The organism is Candidatus Nanosyncoccus nanoralicus (genome assembly GCF_004138405.1).
GTDB lineage: Bacteria > Patescibacteriota > Saccharimonadia > Saccharimonadales > Saccharimonadaceae > Nanosyncoccus > Nanosyncoccus nanoralicus.
Genome location: NZ_PRLL01000005.1, coordinates 1 through 20720 on the forward strand (window position 1 = coordinate 1; position 20720 = coordinate 20720).

Annotated in this window: 20 protein-coding genes; all 20 read left to right on the forward strand. The window is 40.3% G+C overall.

What is annotated here, in order from left to right; translation table 11 throughout:
- The first annotated feature begins 39 nt into the window (after nt 1–39).
- The 20 genes from rpoD to tmk all read left to right on the forward strand — a co-directional run bounded on the left by rpoD (nt 40) and on the right by tmk (nt 20720).
- The gene (gene rpoD, locus G3KMM_RS01240) at nt 40–1047 is read left to right on the forward strand and encodes an RNA polymerase sigma factor RpoD (RefSeq protein ID WP_129604427.1); all 1008 of its coding nucleotides are present in this window, start codon (nt 40–42) and stop codon (nt 1045–1047) included.
- Nucleotides 1048–1073: 26 nt separating this feature from the next.
- Nucleotides 1074–1457 carry a hypothetical protein gene (locus tag G3KMM_RS01245; protein WP_129604430.1) on the forward strand — a complete coding sequence of 128 codons (384 nt, stop codon included), beginning with the start codon at nt 1074–1076 and terminating at the stop codon, nt 1455–1457.
- Nucleotides 1458–1484: 27 nt separating this feature from the next.
- Nucleotides 1485–2468: a diacylglycerol kinase family protein gene (locus tag G3KMM_RS01250; protein ID WP_129604432.1), complete on the forward strand. Its 984-nt coding sequence runs from the start codon at nt 1485–1487 to the stop codon at nt 2466–2468.
- Nucleotides 2469–2492: 24 nt separating this feature from the next.
- Nucleotides 2493–3539: a pilus assembly protein PilM gene (pilM, locus tag G3KMM_RS01255; RefSeq protein ID WP_129604435.1), complete on the forward strand. Its 1047-nt coding sequence runs from the start codon at nt 2493–2495 to the stop codon at nt 3537–3539.
- On the forward strand, nt 3539–5038 hold the full coding sequence (locus G3KMM_RS01260; RefSeq protein ID WP_129604437.1) for a PilN family protein: 1500 nt from the start codon (nt 3539–3541) through the stop codon (nt 5036–5038). The genes pilM and G3KMM_RS01260 overlap by 1 nt, the downstream gene beginning before the upstream one ends.
- Before the next feature lie 2 nt (nt 5039–5040).
- Nucleotides 5041–5931 carry a hypothetical protein gene (locus tag G3KMM_RS01265; RefSeq protein WP_129604440.1) on the forward strand — a complete coding sequence of 297 codons (891 nt, stop codon included), beginning with the start codon at nt 5041–5043 and terminating at the stop codon, nt 5929–5931.
- 12 nt (nt 5932–5943) lie between these two features.
- Nucleotides 5944–6429, forward strand: a complete 486-nt coding sequence (locus G3KMM_RS01270; protein ID WP_129604442.1) for a hypothetical protein — start codon at nt 5944–5946, stop codon at nt 6427–6429.
- A 2-nt stretch (nt 6430–6431) separates the two neighbouring features.
- Complete coding sequence (locus tag G3KMM_RS01275; protein WP_129604445.1) at nt 6432–8192, forward strand: GspE/PulE family protein; 1761 nt, start codon at nt 6432–6434, stop codon at nt 8190–8192.
- A 78-nt stretch (nt 8193–8270) separates the two neighbouring features.
- A complete protein-coding gene (locus tag G3KMM_RS01280) occupies nt 8271–9539 on the forward strand; it encodes a type IV pilus twitching motility protein PilT (RefSeq protein WP_241569022.1) in 1269 nt (422 codons plus the stop codon).
- Complete coding sequence (locus tag G3KMM_RS01285) at nt 9539–10756, forward strand: type II secretion system F family protein (RefSeq protein WP_129604447.1); 1218 nt, start codon at nt 9539–9541, stop codon at nt 10754–10756. The genes G3KMM_RS01280 and G3KMM_RS01285 overlap by 1 nt, the downstream gene beginning before the upstream one ends.
- Nucleotides 10756–11205 (forward strand): ribonuclease H family protein, encoded by a 450-nt coding sequence (locus G3KMM_RS01290; RefSeq protein ID WP_129604449.1) that lies wholly within the window; start codon nt 10756–10758, stop codon nt 11203–11205. Before G3KMM_RS01285 ends, G3KMM_RS01290 begins: the two co-directional genes overlap by 1 nt.
- 3 nt (nt 11206–11208) lie before the next feature.
- Entirely contained in the window at nt 11209–11748 is a 540-nt protein-coding gene (locus G3KMM_RS01295) for a CYTH domain-containing protein (protein ID WP_129604456.1), read from the forward strand.
- Nucleotides 11749–11791: 43 nt separating this feature from the next.
- Nucleotides 11792–12811, forward strand: coding sequence for a Kiwa anti-phage protein KwaB-like domain-containing protein (locus G3KMM_RS01300; protein WP_129604461.1), 1020 nt, complete (start codon nt 11792–11794; stop codon nt 12809–12811).
- Between the two features lie 294 nt (nt 12812–13105).
- Entirely contained in the window at nt 13106–14170 is a 1065-nt protein-coding gene (locus G3KMM_RS01305) for a metal ABC transporter substrate-binding protein (RefSeq protein WP_129604467.1), read from the forward strand.
- Nucleotides 14171–14206: 36 nt separating this feature from the next.
- Nucleotides 14207–14923: a metal ABC transporter ATP-binding protein gene (locus G3KMM_RS01310; RefSeq protein WP_206660635.1), complete on the forward strand. Its 717-nt coding sequence runs from the start codon at nt 14207–14209 to the stop codon at nt 14921–14923.
- A complete protein-coding gene (locus tag G3KMM_RS01315; protein WP_129604477.1) occupies nt 14916–15719 on the forward strand; it encodes a metal ABC transporter permease in 804 nt (267 codons plus the stop codon). Before G3KMM_RS01310 ends, G3KMM_RS01315 begins: the two co-directional genes overlap by 8 nt.
- 95 nt (nt 15720–15814) lie before the next feature.
- Nucleotides 15815–17605 carry an ABC transporter ATP-binding protein gene (locus G3KMM_RS01320; RefSeq protein WP_129604482.1) on the forward strand — a complete coding sequence of 597 codons (1791 nt, stop codon included), beginning with the start codon at nt 15815–15817 and terminating at the stop codon, nt 17603–17605.
- A 1-nt stretch (nt 17606) separates the two neighbouring features.
- Nucleotides 17607–19409: an ABC transporter ATP-binding protein gene (locus G3KMM_RS01325; protein WP_129604488.1), complete on the forward strand. Its 1803-nt coding sequence runs from the start codon at nt 17607–17609 to the stop codon at nt 19407–19409.
- A gap of 49 nt (nt 19410–19458) precedes the next feature.
- Nucleotides 19459–20097 (forward strand): thymidine kinase, encoded by a 639-nt coding sequence (locus tag G3KMM_RS01330; protein WP_129604493.1) that lies wholly within the window; start codon nt 19459–19461, stop codon nt 20095–20097.
- The gene (gene tmk / locus G3KMM_RS01335; protein ID WP_129604499.1) at nt 20097–20720 is read left to right on the forward strand and encodes a dTMP kinase; all 624 of its coding nucleotides are present in this window, start codon (nt 20097–20099) and stop codon (nt 20718–20720) included. Before G3KMM_RS01330 ends, tmk begins: the two co-directional genes overlap by 1 nt.

A 20720-nucleotide genomic window follows, 5' to 3' on the forward strand; every position in this document is an offset into this window, starting at 1 on the left:
ATTTGTATAATTTAATTTTTTATGTTATAAATTGATGTAATGAAAAAAGCGATCGTGGAAGAAAATAATAAACAGAATAATGAAGACGAGGAGCTTTTTGCTGTTCGCGATATGGATATGGGTCCACAGGAGCCTGGCCTGGATGACCTCTCGGAAGATGATGAGTTTTCTGATGAGGACCTTGAGATTACAGCAGAGAACGTAGATCAGTTTGCAGATGACTCTGTGAGATTATACTTGAGAGAGATCGGTAAGATTCCACTGCTTTCTAATGAGGAAGAAACTGACTTAGCTTATCGTATCGTAAAGGGGGAAAAGAAGGCGAAGGATAAAATGGTAGAAGCCAATATGCGCCTTGTGGTTTCGATTGCTAAGCGTTATTCTGGTCGTGGTCTTGATTTTCTTGATTTGATTCAAGAAGGTAATACGGGTTTGTTGCGCGCGGTGGAGAAATTTGATCCTGATAAAGGATTCAAATTCTCAACTTATGCAACTTGGTGGATTCGTCAGGCAATTACACGTGCAATTGCAGATCAGGCAAGAACGATTCGTATTCCAGTACATATGGTGGAAACCATCAATAAAGTTTTGCGTGCAACGAGGAAACTAACGAATGAACTAAACCGGGAGCCGACAACGGAAGAAGTGGCTAAAGAAATGGGGATGGAACCGGATAAAGTCGATTATGTAATGAAGATTAAGCAGGATATTGCTTCACTTGATGCAGCGGTTGGCCATGATGGAGAGGATGAGGATTCGGTACTCGGGGACTTTATTGAGGACGAGGGTCGTGTTTCGCCGGAAGATGCAGCAGCAGCGCAGATGCTAAAAGAGCAAATCGCAGAAATTTTAGGTTCATTGTCTGAGCGTGAGCAAAAAGTGATTAAGCTACGTTTTGGAATTGGCGGTGGTCGTCCACATACTTTGGAGGAAGTGGGTGCTGAATTTGCGGTAACAAGGGAACGTATTCGTCAGATTGAGGCGAAGGCTTTGTCAAAACTGAGAAAGCATAAAGATACTAAGAAATTACACGAGTACCTACATTAATTAGATTAACTAAGAGAAGAGAGATGATGAAGACGCTAAAGATGGTATCCAAGATTATGATGATGGGGGTGTTGGTTTTTGGGCTAGCCTATACAGTTTTAGCTTTTTCACAGCCAGTTTTTGCAGATTGTGGCGGCGTTCAGACTTCTATTATTAATTGCAATGAGACTGATCCTAAGTCGGGGATTTTTGCTATTTTAGGTATGGTGCTCAATATATTAACCTTCGGAGTCGGAATTGCGGCGACGGCTGGTTTTATTTTCTGTGGATACCAGTATATGACTTCAAAAAATGAACCGGCGGTAATTGTAAAAATTAAGACACGAATTCTCAATATGGTGATTGGTCTTTTGATTTATGCAATGTTTTGGGCGGTAATTGCTCTACTTCTACCTGGTGGCCTTAATTAAAGAAATTAAGGACGGCGGAGGTAATTAATGAAACAAAAAAGAAAAGAAACAGAATTAAACTATGTTTTAAAGAGAATCACGGAGGAGTCTAATAATGGGCGAATTCGAGTGGTTTTAGTGGTGAATTCGCGGTCAAGTCAGGCAAAAAAGGTAGAGACCGAAGCAATAAGGCCAATTAAGAAGGTAATTTTAGGTAAAACTGGTCTTTTGAATGTGACTTTTTTTCAGTATGAGGTGGCGCCAACAGATGTGGATGATAATGCAGAAAAGCTAGCGGCGTGTTTAATGGATGGGGATATTTTGGTGACTTTGGGTGGAGACGGAACGGCAACAATTGGAGTAAATGCCGCTTTTTTGTCTGGCAAAAAAGTGCGATATTATACTCTACCATTTGGTAATTTTAATGATATCGCGCGAACGGGGAGAAGGGCAAGAGGGGGCGAGGTTTATGGCCTTGAGTCGAGGGTGGATGGTGAACATTTTCGTTTTGCGCTTTGTTACTTTACGATGGGAATGCTGGCTGAATCGACGGAGGTTTTTGATGAGGGTAAAATTCGAGAGAAGTTAAGGAAGAAGCGCGGCAGATTATGTTTTTCTTTAGTAGTGCTATTTAAGTGGTTTATGAAAAATCATAAAAAAAGATTTATACCAAAATTTCGATATGAGCTAGATGGGAATAGGGGCGGAGTTGAGATGGCAGGGGTTTCAGACGTGGTGATTTTAAATGGCGAAAGTATGGCGAAATTAGTGCGGGGTGGTGATTATTACTTGAATGATAGGTTTTTAGTGAGGATGGCGTCACTTCAGAATATTTTTACAATGTGTTGGTTTATGATACGGGGTTTCTTTATGGGGGTAAAAGGAGAGAAGGCTTTGAAATTTAAAATAACTTTTGAAGAGGAAGCCGTGGGGGGAGAGGTGGAAATCCAGGCGGAGGGTGAATATAAAAAGCTAAAGAACGTAAAGAATATTGAATTTAAAAAAACGAAAGAAGCTTTACAGATTTTATAGTGCTTGTGTTATAATTACACTAGTATGAGTCTATTGCATGGAGTGGGCGATTTCTTCGCATTGGATATTGGGACAAATTCAATCAGAATGATTCAGCTTTCTGGTAATATCGAAAAAGGGTGGGTGCTTGAGAAATTTGCCTATGTACCAATTGATCCGAAATTAACAAAGGATGATTCAGATGCGGGAAGAAGAAGGCTGGGTGAGATTATTTTGGGTGCTAGACAACAAGCGGGAATTAAGACTAAGAATATTGCAGTGGGGATGCCGGCAAGAAAAACTTATACCGCGATTATTGAAGTGCCGAATGCGCCAGAAAAAGAGCTGGTAAAAACGGTAAAATATGAGGCCGACCAATACGTACCGATGTCGGTGGATGATGCAAAGATTGATTTTGCGGTACTTGGGGTTAGTCCAATTGATGCTAAAAAAGCGGAGATTTTATTATCTTCTGTGGATAATGCTTATGCTGAATCATTACTAGAGAGAATTGAGGGATTGGGTCTAAACGTGATTGCACAGGAGCCAGAACCGATTTCAATGGTGAGGGCGTTAGCTCCGGTTGGAGTGCAGGATGCGAGAATGATTATTGACCTTGGTGAGACTTCGACGGATCTTGTGGTGATGTATCAAGATTCGCCAAGATTGGTGCGTTCAATTCCAGGGGGACTTGCGAGCTTTGTGAAGGTGGTGGAAGATTCGTTGAAGGTACGTGAGGATCAAGCCAGGCAATTTATTTTGAAGTTTGGTCTTGCACAAGACAAGCTTGAAGGGAAAGTTTATAATGCACTTAGTTCGACATTAGAGAACTTTGCCTTAGAGTTAACAAAATCGGTGAGATTCTTCCAAAACCGTTACACCGGAGCGCAGGTTGGTGGGATTGTTCTTTCAGGCTTTTCGGGAATTATTCCATTTATTGCAGAATATATTGAAATGAAGACCGGAGTGGCAACTATTCAGGGAAACCCTTGGCAATATGTAAAAGTAACACCTCAGCAACAACAGATGTTGTTGCCAGTGGCTTCAGAATTTGCTGTGGCGATTGGTCTTGCGGAAAGGAGTAATGATTAATGAAAAAGTATACATTTAAAAACATGACTTTTTCAGATATTCCTAAGTTCTTTAAGGACTTAATTTCTGGTAAGACTAATGAGTCGACAATGATGACTGGGCAGACTGGCAAGTATGAGGTGAACTTGGTGCCTGACGTGAAACTGCAAATGATTAGGTTGCAGAAGGTTCGCAATCTAGTGTTCTTTATCTGTATTGTGGTGTCAATTGCCTCGATTTCCACTGTGGCAGTGCTTGGTGGTATTAAGGGTACTCAAGATTTATTAATATCTGGTCAAGAAAGTCATATTAAAAATCTGAGCGATAAGATTACGACCTATAAAGAGTTGCCTGATTTTTTGACAATTCAAGATCAGCTAAAGAAATTATCTGAAATTAATAAAAATCGTCCAGTATTGTCGCGAGTATTTCCTATTTTGAGAAATTTATTCCCAACCGGGGCAGATACGATTACGATGTCTGAACTTAATGTGAATTTAGATACGGCAACACTAAACTTTGATGCGCAGGCAAACGCGGGCGAGGAACCAAAGATTGACTATCGTGTGCTAGAGTCATTTAAGAAATCAGTGAATATGATGAAATATGATTTTGGTCGTTTTGTAACAGCAACGGGAGACCAGATCCCTACTCGTTGTATTAAAGAAACTGATGAAAAAGGAAATTTGTTATCTGAAAATGGTAATGTGTATGTTATTTGGACACGAGGAAAGGTTGATTGTGATCCGGGACGTAATGACCACGCTGTGAGTAGTGAAAACAAGACTATAGGTGATAAAAAAGCAGATTCTTCTGTTGAAAATACCAATTTAAATAATGGCTCGCTGGGTCAGGTAGAAACTCCGGAAAAGAAAGACGGGAAGAAGACAGTCACTAAAATAGAAACTGTAATTCCAGATGAGAAGATTTGGCGTACGCCACAATTTGAAACTTGGAGTAAGGGGACTGAAGTTAAAACATCAGAAGATGGGGTTGCGGATGATTTGGCTTCATCGAGAGAAAGTAATACTCAGACTGAAAATGGAACAGAGATTGAAACCGTCTCGATTAAGAACGTAAAAAACTCAATCTATAAACCATCAATGGATCTTAAAGGAAAGATTAATGGTGTGCCTCACTTTGAAAGCGAGTGTATTAAATATACTGGTAATCAGGTATCTGAGGGGGATAAAGAAGTGACGAAGTGGAGCGCAGAAAATAACTGTAAGATGGTGCCAGAAGGGATTCAGATCACGGATTCTTCAAACGGTCGTGACGCGAATAATAATTTAGTTTTAAGGTTTTCAGCGGTACTTGCAATTGATCCGGTGCTTTTTGCCTATAACAATAAGCATATTATGACAATTGGACCTACTGGACAGAATGTAACAGATTCATATCAACAAATTAAGGGAATGTTTGCAGCTCCTGCGAATGATTGTAGGGCTGACGATGCGGAGTGTAGTTCACAGTCGACAAAACAAACAGATAATAAAAATAGCGGTAGCGAGAGTAGGTAGAAATGGTAGAAAGAAGTTTTGGAAAAAGATTTCGAATCAATAAACTGCAACAGCAGATGATGATGGCGGTTCTTGGCGCATCATTACTACTTGGAGTAAGTATTGTGGTGTCGATCCACTTGATTAAGTACATGAATTTTAACGCTAAGGTAATTAAGAAACGGGACGAAGCGATTGCTAACTATGATCTTGCTATAAAGAATGTTGGAATTTGTAAGGACGGTAACAAGGATGGGAAATTTTCTGATAAGGAACTAAAAGATTGTAATCCGCAATCGCTTGATGTTTCAAATCTGCCGGGTACTTTGCGTTACAACGTAATGGTGGGGATGGCTGCCAATACAAACTTGGAGTCCGTGGCACGAGATAGTCAGAAAAATTGTTTTGATGAAAGTGGCAAGCGAATTGACTTTACAGCGGCCTATTCAAAGGCGACAAGCGATGATGAACGATCATATGATTTAAAGATGATTAAAATGTGCTCAGCGCTGCGGGTGGTACCGGATGCTTTGCCTGCGCAGAAGAATGACGAGGCATTACTTGCTTCGCTAAATCAGATCTTCTTATTGTCTGGATTCGAGCCAGAACAACTATCGCCAGGTACGAATTATAAACAAAGTCGAGTGACTGGCGTTTCAACAATTCCTGTATCTTTGACGGTTAAGCGAAATGAGGCTGAGACGATGTCGATTATTTCAAATATTGAGAAATCAATTCGTGCATTTAGTTTATCTTCGGCACAAATTAAATGGGGGAGTAATCTCGGTAACGGTAATATGAAGTTGGAATTATTGGCACAAGGTGCAGCGTTTTATAGCGCAGAAACAACAGTTCAGGAGAAGACAGAAATAGTGAGAGCTAAAGATGATAAGGTAAACACTATAAAGAAATAAAAAGGAAAAAAGATGAAGCAATCAGATATTTTTACAATTATCATTATCGCCTCAATTGGTATGGTAGGAGCGTTTTTTGCTTCAAATGCAATTTTGGGAAATCCCGACGAGCTAATGTTGAAACACAAAAATATTTCACCGATTTCGACTGAAGTGGTTGAACCAGATCCAGAAACTTTTAACCAAGATGCGATTAATCCGACAGTAGAAGTTTATGTGGGTCAATGTGAGGATGTGGATCAGAACGGGATTTTGGATCGTGCAGAACTCGTGGCGTGTGGCAAGGCGACACCTCAATTAAGTGAGGAAGAAAAAAAGGCCGAGGAAGAGAAGAAGAAAGCTGAAGAAGAGAAAAAGAAAACTGAGGGACAGGCTGGAGAAAAGAATAGTTCAGAAAATAATAACGCAACACAGAATGGCCAGACAGGACAGAATAATTCTGCTAATAATGGAAGTGAGTCTTCAAATAACCAAAATGGGGGAAGAGCAACAGAGTAACCATGACATTACTAACTCAAGAAGCACAGGAGAAAGTGGTATCCCTTTTAATCTCGGAAGGGTTGGTTTCTAGTGCAAAAGTGCAGGAAGTAGTGGAGGAAATTAAGAAAACAAAACAACCACTGCTTGCGACCTTGATTGCAAAAAAAGTGACAGATGCAGAGACTGTAACACACGCGACGGCTGTGGTGATTAATGTGCCGTATGTAAGTCTCAGAAACGTGATGTTCGATTCGGAGATTTTGTCGCTTTTGCCGTATGATGTGGTATCTAGGTCAATGGTGGTGCCACTTGGGGAGAAAAACGGACAACTATATGTGGCAATGCTTGATGTGTCTAATGTGCAGCAGACGGACTACTTGTCGCAGTTGGTACAGAAACCGGTAAGGATTATGATGGCCTCAGAAAAGGGGCTGAAATCTGCTATCTCGCAATATCGGGGTGATTTTACGGCGGTAGAGAAAGCGGTTAAAACTTCGGAAGCAGATGAGACTTCGCATGGGGCAAATGTAAAAATCATTACTCAGGATTCGCCGATTTCAAAGGCTTTATCAACCATTCTGACTTTTGCGACTAAGTCAAAAGCCTCAGATATTCATATTGAGCCACTAGAGAAGGCCTTAATCGTAAGGTGTCGAATTGATGGCGTGTTACGCAAGGTGATGGAGCTGCCAAAAACTATTGAGCCAGCTCTGGTTTCAAGGGTGAAGATTTTATCGAATCTAAAGATTGATGAACACCGTATTCCTCAAGATGGTCAGTTTACTGTGCTGGTGGACGGAAAAGAGGTCGACCTTCGTATTGCGATTTCGCCGGTAATTTGGGGGGAGCAGGTGGTGATACGTATTTTGGATAAAAGTGGAACGACTTTAGATATTGAACAGATGGGAATGACTGGACACGCTTTAAAGATGGTGGAGCGGGGAATTGCAAAACCAAATGGGATGATTTTGACTTCAGGACCAACGGGGTCTGGTAAGTCTACTACTTTATACGCCTTGATTCGTAGAATTAAATCCGATGGAATTAATATTGTAACACTAGAAGATCCAGTGGAATACAAGATGGATGGGGTGAATCAAATTCAGGTAAATGTGGATGCAGGACTGACTTTTGCAGCGGGACTACGTAGTATTTTGCGTCAAGATCCAGATGTGGTGATGGTGGGTGAGATTCGTGATGCAGAGACGGCGAACTTGGCGGTGCAGGCTGCTTTGACTGGACACTTGGTTTTTTCAACACTACACACTAATTCGGCTGCGGGTATTTTGCCAAGGTTACTTGATATGGGAATTGAACCGTTCCTACTCGCTTCGACTTTAAATACTGTGATTGGCCAGAGGTTGGTGAGAAGGGTGGCTCCTAAAAGAGAGGCTGTGCATTCAAATGAAATGGAGACTAAGCAGATAAATGATTTGGTGGGGAGTATTTTGCCACAAAATCAGCAACAGGTGGCGATTGTGTCGGACGACTTAGGGTATACAGGCTTACCGGTGGTTAATCCTAATGGATATACCTTGGTGCGTGGAATTGATGATCGAGAGACGCCTGGTGGATATAAGGGGAGGGCGGGCCTTTATGAGACAATTGAAGTAGATGATGACATTCAGAAAATGATTATTTCACATGCAACTTCGAGTGAAATTATGAAGTTGGCGAGGGCGAAGGGAACTTTGACGATGCGTCAAGATGGTATGATGAAGGCTTTGACGGGAGTAACGACGGTGAGTGAGGTGAATAGGGTGGCGTCAGACCTTGCTTAGACTAAACTTCTAAATTGCAATTAGTGAATTATCATAAACAATGAAGCTTATGCTAAAATAAGAGAAAAGAGGAGAAAAATGCAGCAAAATACACAGCCACAAGCAAACATGACGGGCCCAGCTCCAGCGATGGGTGTGGCTGGGGTGTCGCAGACGAATCCTATGCAGGCTCCAGTACAACAAGCACAGGTACAGGCGCAGCCGACGGCGATAACAGGAACGGCGGTAAAAACGACGGCGGCTAATCAGGCGGCAGCTGCTTCTACGCCAACTAGCTTACCGACTTCGATTAAGATTGAGACATTGCTTGAAGAGTGTATTAGGCGTGGAGCATCAGATTTACATATTCAGGTTGGACTACCTCCAATCTTAAGGATAGATGGCTCACTGACACCGATTCCAAATACGCCAGCTCTAACAAGTGAGATGGTGGAAAAATTGGTTTTCTCAACCTTGGACTCAATGCAGCGTGAAGTTTTGTCAAAGGATAAAGAATTTGACTATTCATTTTCTTTCGGAGAAATTGCACGTTTTCGTGTGAATGCTTTTAATGAAAAAGGAAATTTGGCTGCAGCATTTCGTTTAATCCCAACAAAGATGCCTACAATTGAAGAATTGGGCATGCCACAAGTTATTTCTTCATTTGCCGATTATCCACGTGGGTTGGTACTCGTGACGGGTCCGACTGGTTCTGGTAAGTCTACAACTTTGGCAGCAATTATTAATAAGATTAACTCTGAAAAGGCGATGCATATTTTGACGATTGAGGATCCAATTGAGTTTACGCATAAGTCAATTCGATCTGTGGTCGCACAGAGGGAAGTGCATTATGATACTTACTCCTTCTCAAGAGCTTTAAAGTCGGCGCTACGTGAAGATCCGGATGTGGTGTTACTTGGTGAGATGCGTGATCTTGAGACGATTTCTTCTGCAATTACGATCGCGGAGACTGGACACTTGGTATTTGCAACGCTTCATACAAATTCGGCAGCTCAATCAATTGATCGTATGATTGATGTTTTTCCGGCTGAACAGCAGCCGCAGATTCGTTCGCAGCTAGCGGGAATTTTGATGGCAGTTTGTTCGCAGCGACTAGTGCCAGCGATTGGTGGGGGTCGAGTGGTAGCAGCAGAGATTATGATTGCAAACTCGGCTGTACGTTCAATTATTCGTGAGGGCAAGACGCATCAACTTGATAACACGATACAGACTGGTGCAAATGAAGGAATGCAGACGATGGATCGTACTTTAGCGAAGCTAGTACAACAGGGTACGGTAACCTACGATAGCGCAAGAGATTATGCAGTGGACATGCGTGAGTTTGATAGGTTGGTGAAGGGGATTTAATGAAGCGATTTATTTATAAAGCTAGAGATAGTAAAACTGGAGAAATGACTAAGGGGGTGATCCAGGCAGAAAATGAACGTACTGCTGGGAAGCTTTTGATCGAACAGGGAATGACGCCGGACCGAATTGATGAAGATATGTCAGGGGTTGGGCTATTTCAGCGTTTTAAAAACAAGATTACGATGAAAGACAGAATTGTCTTTACGAGACAGTTTGCGACTTTAATCGGGGCTGGTTTGCCTTTGTCTAATTCATTACGTACTGTAATCGAACAGACCGAAAGTAAGCCAATGCAAAAGGTAGTGGAGTCAATCTTGGTGGACGTGGAGGCTGGTAAAACTTTAACCCAGGCTTGCGAAAAGTATCCGGATGTGTTTAATAAAGTGTATATCGCATTACTTCGAGCGGGTGAGGCTTCGGGTAGCTTGGATTCGTCACTGAAACGTTTGGCGGAGCAGCAGGAAAAAGATAACGCGATGATTTCAAAAATTCGTGGTGCTTTGGTTTATCCAGCCATTATTTTAATGGTGATTATTGCGGTACTAGTCTTTATGGTACTTATGATTGTGCCACAAGTTCAGTCATTATATAAGGATATAGGGAAACCACTACCATGGGCGACAGGTGCACTAGTTTCACTTGCGAACTTTTTGGTGGCATCTTGGTGGTTGGTAACGATTTTGTTGGGGGTGGCGATTTATTTTCTATTTCAGTTTAGAAAAACTACAACTGGTATTGAATGGGCGGCACTAGCGAAGTTGAATGTTCCAATATTTAAGACAATGTTTTGGCGTTTATATAATTCGCGTTTTGCTAGAACGGCTTCGAACTTAATGTCGGCAGGGGTATCGATTCAGGACACTCTGCAGATTTCAGCGGAAGCGATGAATAACGTGGTACTGGAAAAAGAAATTAAGGAAGTCTCGGAAAAAGTTAAACAAGGTAAAACTTTGTCGTCATCTTTGAAAAATCTTTCTTACATTTTGCCATTGGTGCCTCAAATGGCTTCGATCGGTGAGGAATCTGGTAAAATAGATGAGATGTTGGCGAAGGCTGCGCAAGTGTATGAGGACGAATTAGAAGAACAAATTCGAACAATTTCAACCTTGATTGAACCAGTATTGATGGTAATCATGGCAGTAATGGTTGGCTTCATTATTGTGGCGGTGCTATTCCCAATATACGCAATTGTAAATGATGTACAGGGAAGTTTATAGTGAAGATTTTATGGACAGATGGAAGTGCTTCGCCTAATCCTGGGCCAGGTGGCTATGCTGTGATTTGTGATGGTCAGCCGGTGAGATTGGGAAGAGAAGAAGCTTCAACGAATATTCGAATGGAAGGCGCAGCAATGCGTGCGGCAATGCAGTTTTTGGCTGGAGAAGAGGGGGAAATTCATTCAGACTCAGAATTTTGGAGCAATGTTTTGACAAAATGGGCACCTGGTTGGGAAAAAAATGGCTGGAAAAAGAAGACTGGACCTATTAAAAATCTAAATTTAGTAAAAGAATTGTATGAGCTATATCGAGACTCTAGGGTGAAACTAATTTGGGTGAAGGGGCATGATGGAATTGAAATGAACGAATTAACTGATCTGTGGGCGAATAAGGCGCGAGAAAATGAGGGGGCGGAAAATGTTGAAGTAGAATTGGTATCAACGGAGTAGGAGATGCGAACGATTATTTATAAGAGTAAATTGGCAGACCGTGATGCGTTTGAGGCGAAGCTATCACATTTAGATTATGATTTTGGGCCAGTTTATTGGCAGCATAACAGAGTTTTTGTGCCAAAAAATTATCAGAATCATAATAATTATCCAAGAATGATTTTGAGGATTGAAATGAAGGCAGTGGATCGCCCAGCGAAGTATGATTTAATTTGTAAGAGACATATTGAAGATTCTGGAGTGACCATTTCGCATGTGACGCAAGTGAGAGACTATGCGGAAGCAGCAAATATTTTACTGCAATTAGGTTTTGTGATGCAGGCAGAAATTCCACGTCGAAGGCAATCTCTTGAGATTAATAAGAACACAAGGGTTTATATTGATCAAATTGACAACCAGAAAGAGGATTTCGTAAAAATTGAAATCACACTGGATGATAATGAAAAAGTGGGGGAAGGACAGCGAAAATTGGAGGGAATTTTGGCTGAATTTGGTCTGACTAAAAATGAGAGGCTGAAAGAAACCTACGCTGACCTAGCATAGTCAAACTTTTTTGTGTTAAACTAGTTAGAAAAAGAGAGGAAGTATGGAGTCAGAAGATAGACCAGCATTTACAAATTCTGAGATTAAGAAGATTAGCGATTTTGATGTATTCTTGTGGGCAAATGAAATTGATGAAGTAAAGAATAATGTCTCTTGTGAGCTTTTTCTATTTAATAAAAATTACACTCCGTTTAAGATTCGTTATTCAGAAAAACTAACTAATTCTGTAAAGCAAATGTTTATGGGTGAGGCAGTGGCTTTTGTGATTAAAGAAGCGGACAAAGGCCTGGAATGTCGTGAATACGAAAAATCAGATGGTGAAAATAAGGTGATTTATCGCACAGATCTCAACAAGGTGGTGAGAGCTGAGAGTCTGATTCGTTTGGTGGAAAAAGAATATAAGGATATTGATTATTTTACGGATAATGAGCACCAATTTAAGAAGGTGAAGGGCATTTTGGCAAGATTTACTTATCCTGGTGGGGATGGGATGAAAACGTTCTATATTGCAAAGGTGATTTCAGCCGCTTCAGCGCTTAACGCTAAGTCTTCTTGGGAATTAAATGGTGAGAGTTTTGAACCGTTTAGCGCCGAGGTGGCGCTGAAAATGCCGGATGATAATCAAGTCGCAATTATTGATGAGAATGTGGTAATTTTCAATCAGAGTAAGTTTGAGAACCTTTTTCAATATGATTTTAAGGCACAGATGCTGGCTGAGGCGAAAGCAAGGGAGATTGAGGAAAAGTACCAGCTATCTTTTGCTGAGGGATTAACCTTGAATGCTTTACTGCAGGATAAAAAGCCTCTCGTAAAGAAGTTGCAAGATATGGATATTAAAGAGCAGATGTCGCAAGAACAGCTAGTGGATTATTCTGACGAGATGAAGCTGGAGTTAATGACAGATGATGACGGCAAAATCATTATCATGGATGATAAGGATTTGACGATGTTTGTGAATTTATTAAATGAAGATTATTATGTTTCACCGGTGAATGGTAAGCGTTATGAGATTAAGTCTAAGAAGCTACTGAATGAGCCGGAGGGTGAACCACCAAGAGGCTAAAATGCCAAAAGTTTATATAAAATGTCTACACTGTGGGGGGATTGAAGCGACTGTTTCAGGCGGGGGTGGTTTTTGTGGGGACATGGAGTTCTGTCTAGAAAAAAGAGAGACTAGAATAGTACCCGGGGTATGTGCTAATTGCCAGTGTAGAAAGCTAAACACGGGGAGAAGTTTGATTCTAAAGGGGGATCTAACTCAGATTGCGTTAAGAGATCAGATGGATGATTGAGTAAATAATTTATACACATTTAATAGATTATATTTTTGTATAAATTAATTATCCAAGGAGAAATAATGAAAAAAATTTATAAAGGAGCGGTGGCGGCTTTAATTGTGGCGGGCGTGGCTTTTGCTGGAATAAAGTTTGCTAGCATGCTGGGTAAGCATGAGACGGGAAAAAAATTCTCAATTGTGAGTACGAGTTTTCCTGGTTATGATTTTGCGCGTGCGGTAGCTGGTGACAACACAGAGGTTTCTGTGAAGATGTTATTGAAGCCTGGGGCTGAATCACATAGTTTTGAGCCTACCCCACAAGATATTTTGACAATTAAGAATAGTAATTTGTTTCTTTACGTTGGGGGAGACTCAGACGAATGGGTAAAAAAAGTGATCAGTGAGATTGATCCGAAGAAAACTAAGGTGATGAAGCTAGTTGATTTAGTAAAAACCAAAAACGAGGAAGTAGTCGAGGGGATGCAGGAGGACGAGCATGACCACAAGGATGATGATGACCACGACCATGACCACGATCATAAGTATGATCATAAACATGACCACGATCACGACCATGATCACAAGCATGACCACGACCATAAAGAGGAGGAACCCGAAGTCGATGAGCATGTATGGACTAGTTTAAAGAATGCTAAAGAGATTACAGAAAAGATTCTTAAAGCTACTTTAGAGTTTGATAAAGCAGAAGAAAAGAAGTTATCTGAAAATACTAAGAATTATACGGATAAAATTGCTGCAGTCGACCAGAAGATTGGGGAAATGGTTAAGACAGCGAAGCGCAAAGAAATTATCGTTGGTGATCGTTTTCCGTTAAGATATTTTGTAGATGATTATGGAATTAAATATTATGCCGCCTTTCCAGGATGCTCAGAACAGACGGAAGCTAACGTAAAAACTGTAAGCTTCTTAGTAAAAAAGATAAAAGAAGATAAAATTCCTGCTGTCTTTAAGATTGAGCTTTCAAATGGGTTGATTGCGGAGACTTTAGCAAAGGAGACGGGTGCAAAGATTTTGGAAATTCAATCTGCACATAATATTTCGAAAAAAGATTTTGAGGCAGGGGTAACATACGTTGATTTAATGGAACGTAATTTTGAAGTGTTAAAAGAAGCCTTGAATAGTTAGTATTCAAAACAGACGATATAGACGCGATATGAAAGAGTGGCTAAAAGGAATGAAGAGTTTATGAAAGACGGTGGTGAGCCAATACTAACTGTAAAGAAGTTACAGGTAAGTTATGATAAGGTAAATGTTTTTTCGAATTTAAGCTTTGAAGTTCGTGAGGGGGATTTCATCTGTATCGTTGGACAAAATGGAGCTGGAAAATCAACACTGATTAAGACTTTACTGGGGTCGATTAAGCAGAGTAAGGGTGAAATTATTTTTCATAACCTGAAACGTAAATTTATCGGCTATATGCCGCAGGAAAGTAAGGTGGATAAAAATTTTCCAGCTTCAGTATCTGAGATCGTTTATTCAGGGACGTTAAATCGGATAGGGGTACGACCGTTTTATGGGAGGGAAGAGGAAAAGGTGGTATCTGAATGTTTGAAGGAGTTGAAAATCTCAGATCTTACAAAACGTCACTTCGCAGATCTTTCGGGTGGGCAGAGACAGAAAGTCTTACTGGCTAGAGCTTTGGCAGCAACGTCAAAATTGTTAATCTTGGACGAGCCATCGAATAATTTGGATTTTAAGTCAAAAATGGAATTATATGATAATTTGTTGAAGTTAAATAAAAAAGGCATTACGATTTTGATGGTGACACATGATCTTGATCATAAAAATTTAATCGGAAATAAAATATTGGCACTATCTGGAAAAGAATATTTCTTTGGTGAAACTTGTGAATACGTGGAGAGAATTCATAATGTTTGAGATATTTGGGCAAGGATTTTTAATGAGGGGGTTTATTGCTGGGTTGGTGATATCAATCTCTGCAGCACTTATTGGGACGGCCTTAGTACTTAGAAGGAATGCGATGATTGGGGATGGGTTGTCGCATGTGGGGTTTGGGGCTTTTGCCGTTGCTACGGTATTGAATTTTGCACCTCTTGAATTTGCGATGCCAATCGTAATAATAATGTCGTTTTTAATTTTGAGATTAAATAGTCAAAATAAAATTCAGCCAGATGCAGCAATAGCGATGGTTTCAGCAGGTGCATTGGCGCTTGGTACTTTTGTGATCTCGATAACGCGTGGCGTAAATACAGATATAAATAATTATCTATTTGGGAGTATTCTGTCGATTTCGGAAGGAGATATGATGATCAGTCTGTTCTTCTCAGTACTGGTGATTGGGATCTTTATCGGTTGTTATAACAAGATTTTTGCATTAACTTTTGATGAGGATTTTGCAAAATCGATTGGAATTAAAACAAACTTATATAATGCAATATTTGCAGTACTTTGTTCAGTTGTAGTGGTTTTGGGGATGAGATTGATGGGGTCATTATTGATTTCGAGTTTGATTATTTTTCCAACGATGTCGGCAATGCAGCTAGTGAAAACATTTAAGAAGGTAATATTCATATCAGTTCTGGTGTCCGTGGTTTGTTTTATGATAGGAATGTGGGTGTCTTATAGTTTATCCACGCCGACTGGTTCGACCATCGTATTAGTTAACCTAGCTGTATTTATTTTGGTACGACTAGTTCGCTGGGTACAGAAATAAGATTTGAAAAAATAAATAAATTATAATAAAATTATTCGATAAAAGAGTATTCTTTCTTTAAACAAGAATTCTAAATAGATCACGGGAGGTGATGGATGCTGAAATTATTTAAGTATATGAAGCCATATTTCTGGCAGTGTTTGGTTTTGGTGCTGGCTGTTGGACTACAGGTTTTTGGTACATTGATGCTTCCGACGATGATGGCGGATATTGTAAATAATGGGATTAATAATAATGATACGGACTATATTTTTAGAACTGGTATCTTTATGTTTTTGGTCACTGTAGTGTCGGCGCTTGGCACTTTGGTGTCGTCCTATTTTTCGACTAAAGTGAGCGCTGGGATAAGTCGAGATATGAAACGTGATCTTTTTGCTAAGGTATTGTCTTTTTCGATTACGGAAACCGAACAATTTTCGACAGCATCTTTGGTGACAAGAACTACAAATGATGTATCACAAGTGCAGCAAACAATGGTGATGTGTCTTTCGATGTTGGTGCGTGCACCATTAATGGCAGTGGGGGCGGTAGTGCAGGCTTTTGTAGTGGCGCCGGATATGACCTGGATTATTGCTCTAGCAATTGGTATTCTTTTGATTTTCTCAATTGTGATTATAGGATCAGTGATGCCAAAATTTGCAGTTTTTCAGAAGATGATGGATAGAATCAATCTGCTTACTAGAGAGAATCTGACTGGGGTGAGGGTGATTAGAGCCTTAAATAAGGAAGATTACGAGGAAAAGAAGTTTAAAAAGGCGAATGAAGAATTAACGAAGACAGATCTTTCGATTGTGAGAATTATGCAATTACAGACACCGATTATGATGTTAGTGTTTAATATGACTTCGTTGTTCGCAATTTGGGTAGGGGTTTCAAGACTATCGTTTGATATGAGTTACCTTGGTAAGATGATTGCGTTTATGCAGTATGCTACACAGGTGATTATGTCATTCTTGTTTTTGACAATGCTGTTTGTGTTAATTCCTAGGGCAAATGTTTCGGCAAAGCGAATTAACGAGGTTTTAGCGACAAAATCAAAAATTGTATTCCCAGAAAAATCTCTTGATACGCCAAAATCAAAAACAAGTGTGGAATTTAGAAATGTAAGTTTTGGTTATAAAACAACCGATGGAAAGATTTTGGACAATATTAATTTTATTGCGGAGGCAGGAAAGACAACGGCCTTCATCGGTTCGACTGGTTCTGGAAAATCGACACTGATTAATTTAGTGCCAAGGTTTTACGATGCTACAGAAGGGCAGATTTTGATTAACGGGGTAGAGATTCAGAATTATTCTGAGGCTGATTTGATTAATCGAATTGGCTTAGTACCACAAAAGGGGTATCTATTTGGAGGGACGGTGCGTTCAAATATTTTGTTCGGGGTGAAAAATGGATCAGATGAGCAAATGAAGAAGGCAGCGGAAGTTGCACAGGCAGCCGAATTCATTGAGAAGATGCCTAAAAAATATGATACGGAAATCTCAGAAGGAGGAACTAATGTCTCTGGTGGACAAAGGCAGCGTTTGTCAATCGCAAGAGCAGTAGCGAAAAATCCAGAAATTTATGTATTTGATGATGCATTTTCGGCTCTGGATATGAAGACAGATAGGAATTTAAGAAAGGCCTTAAAGAAAATAACAGAAGATTCTGTAGTGTTAGTTGTGGCACAGAGAATTAATACGATTCGAGACGCTGAACAGATTATTGTATTGGAGCAAGGCAAGATTGTTGGGAAGGGGACACATTACGAATTACTGAAGAATTGTCCGGTGTATCTTGAGATTGCTAAGTCGCAGTTTTCTGAAAAAGAGTTAGAAGCGGAGCTAGCTTTGACTCATGGAAAAAACACGGAAAATAGAATGAGCCAGAAAGGGGAGAAATAAAATGCACGGTAAGGGCATGAGTTCACAGGGGCCAAAAGATTTTAAATCGGCATTAAGACGTTTTTGGTTTTCAATAAGAGAGTGGAAGGTGAAAATCATCGTGGCGTCGATACTGTCGTTGGTGTCAACGCTTTTGATGGTGTTTGGTCCAATGATTTTAGGAATGATGACGACTTCGGCAATGGAATCGTTAAAAAATCAGGGTGCAATAAATTGGCCAGAGATTAACTTCTTAGGTTTTGTATTAATTGCAACTTTTCTATTATCGGCAGTGATCTCTTATATTCAAGGCGTGGTGACTTCGTCGTTGTCGGTTTTATATGAGAAGAAACTAAGAAATAGTATCTTGGAGAAGATGAGGAAACTACCAATTGGCTACTTTGATAAAACGCCGAATGGTGATGTGATGTCCAGGATGATTAATGACGTGGATACAATTTCTGTTTCTTTTGCGGAAACTTTAACCCAGATAATCACAAGCTTTACAATGTTGTTTGGATATCTTGCAATTATGTTGTATCTTTCAATAACGTTATCATTGATTGCTATTATCGCCGTACCAATTTCAACTATTTTTATTTCGGTTGTATTAAAGAAGGCAAAGGTATATTTTGCGGCTGAAAGAGCAACGCTGGGTAAATTAAATTCGATTATTGAGGAGAACTTTAGTGGCCAGTTGATTATCAAAGCAAATAATCATGCAGGTAAGTCAATTAAGAGTTTCGATAAGATGAATACTAGGTTATACGAAGAAAGTAGACGGGCACAGTTTTTAAGTTCACTAACATTTCCACTAACACATGTATTTTTAAACTTGGCATATGCTGGGGTGTGTATGTTGGGTGGTTATTATGTAATTTCAGGAGCAATTTCAATTGGTGGAATACAAGCATTTATCCAGTATCTAAATCGCTTCAATAGGCCAATTACTGAAGTGGCACAGCTTTCAAGTACGATTCAGCAGATTTTGGCAGCAGCAGAAAGAATCTTTAACTTCCTTGAAGAAACGGAAGAAACCCCAGAAGTGGAAAAAAGTTTATTTAAGCAAATCATGAATAAGGATCGTAAATTTCTTGGTGAGGTGGAGTTTAGAAACGTGAATTTTAGTTATGATGTAAAACCTGTGATTAAGAACTTCTCGGTAAAAATTGAGCCAGGAATGCAAGTGGCGATTGTGGGTCCGACTGGGGCGGGAAAGACTACGATTGTAAACTTGTTAATGCAATTTTATGATCCTAATGATGGCGAGATTTTGATTGATGGAGTGGAGACTAAGAAAATGCGACGTGATGAAGTACGCGATTTATTCGGGATGGTCTTACAAGATACATGGTTATTCTCAGGGACAATTATGGAGAATCTGAAATATGGAGCAAAGAAGATTTCTGATGAGGAGGTTTATAAGGCTGCAAAAATGGTGGGAGTGGATCATTTTATAAAATCCTTACCAAATGGGTACCAGACAGTAATTTCGGAAGATTCGGATAATATTTCAGCGGGTGAGAAGCAGCTTTTGACAATCGCTAGAGCGGTGATTAGTGAGCCGATGATGATGATTTTAGACGAGGCAACTTCTAATGTGGATACACGTACTGAGCAGTTAATCCAGGATGCGTTTTCAAAGCTCACAAAGGGGAGGACTTCCTTTGTGATTGCACATCGGTTGTCGACAATTCGAGAGGCTGATTTGATTTTGGTAATGCGGGAGGGGAATATCATTGAGCAAGGTAATCATAAGGAATTGATCGCAAAGAACGGCTTCTACGCGGAGCTTTATAATTCGCAGTTTAGTGAAGATGTGTAGAAACTGAACTCTTGTGTTACTATAGAGATAGTAATACTAGGAGGATGCTGTGGCGAAACTATATTTCAGATACGGGGCAATGGGCTGCGGAAAGACAATGCAGCTTTTACAGGTGGCTTTTAATTATGAAGAGCGCGGACATCAGGTCTGTGTGATGAAGCCAAAGACGGATACTAAGAATGGCGAAAAATTGTTAACCAGGATTGGGCCGGAGCGAGTGACGGATTTTTGTTTTGAGAAAGAAGATGATCTCTTTAGTTATTTGAAAAAACATATTAGGGATAAGAAAATTTCTTGTGTGCTCGTTGATGAGGCGCAGTTTTTGACGTCAAAACAAGTGGATCAGTTGATGAAAGTGACGACGGACCTTGAAGTGCCGGTAATGGCTTATGGCTTAAGATTAAACTTTAGGTTGACTGACGGCGGTTTTGAAGGGGCAACTAGATTATTGCAGATGGCACACGATATCGATGAAATTAAAACGATATGTGAGTGCGGACGTAAGGCAACGCTGAACGCGCGGTTTTTGAATGGCGAGTTTATGGCGGATGGCCCAGATGTCTTAATTGATGATGGCACCTCAGAGGTTGAGTATAGAGCAATTTGTCCAAAATGTTACTCTGAATATGCAGCAGGGAAGAAAAAAGGTGGGGAAATTTTGAAAAAGCATGCGGCGGGAGTGAAATAATGTTGATTGTGATCGAGGGGCAAGATGCGACTGGAAAAGATACACAGGCGCGACTTTTGGCTGAATATCTAAGGGAAAGGGGTAAAACAGTGACGGCTTATTCAGAGTCGGGAACTGGTTCGGAGGATCCCTTTGTCTCTGAGATTTCTAAGTTAACATATAAGACTAAGCAAGATATTAACCACAGAACTAGGGTACTGCTATTCCTAATTAATCGTTATGAACAATGGCGAAAGATTGCGGAGCCTGCATTAAGGCGAGGTGAGACGGTGATTTTGACACGTAACTGGTTGTCGACTTTGATTTATGAAGGTTATGCTGGTGGGGTATCAAAATCATTAATTTCGCGTTTGCACAAAGAAATTATGCCGGACTATTATTTTAAGCCTGATAGGATGGTAGTACTGACACTATCAGATGAGGAGAGGCAACGTAGGCTAAATACGCAGGCGGTCGAACAAGGTCGAGTGGGTGAAGTATTAAAAACACAGCCAACAGAGTTTCAGAAAAAAGTGAATGAAGCATATCTTAAGGTGGCGAAGGAAATGAAGTTGCAGTGCCTAGACGCTGGGGGAACGATTGATGAAGTACAAGAGAAATTAAGAAAACTATTTGCATTATAA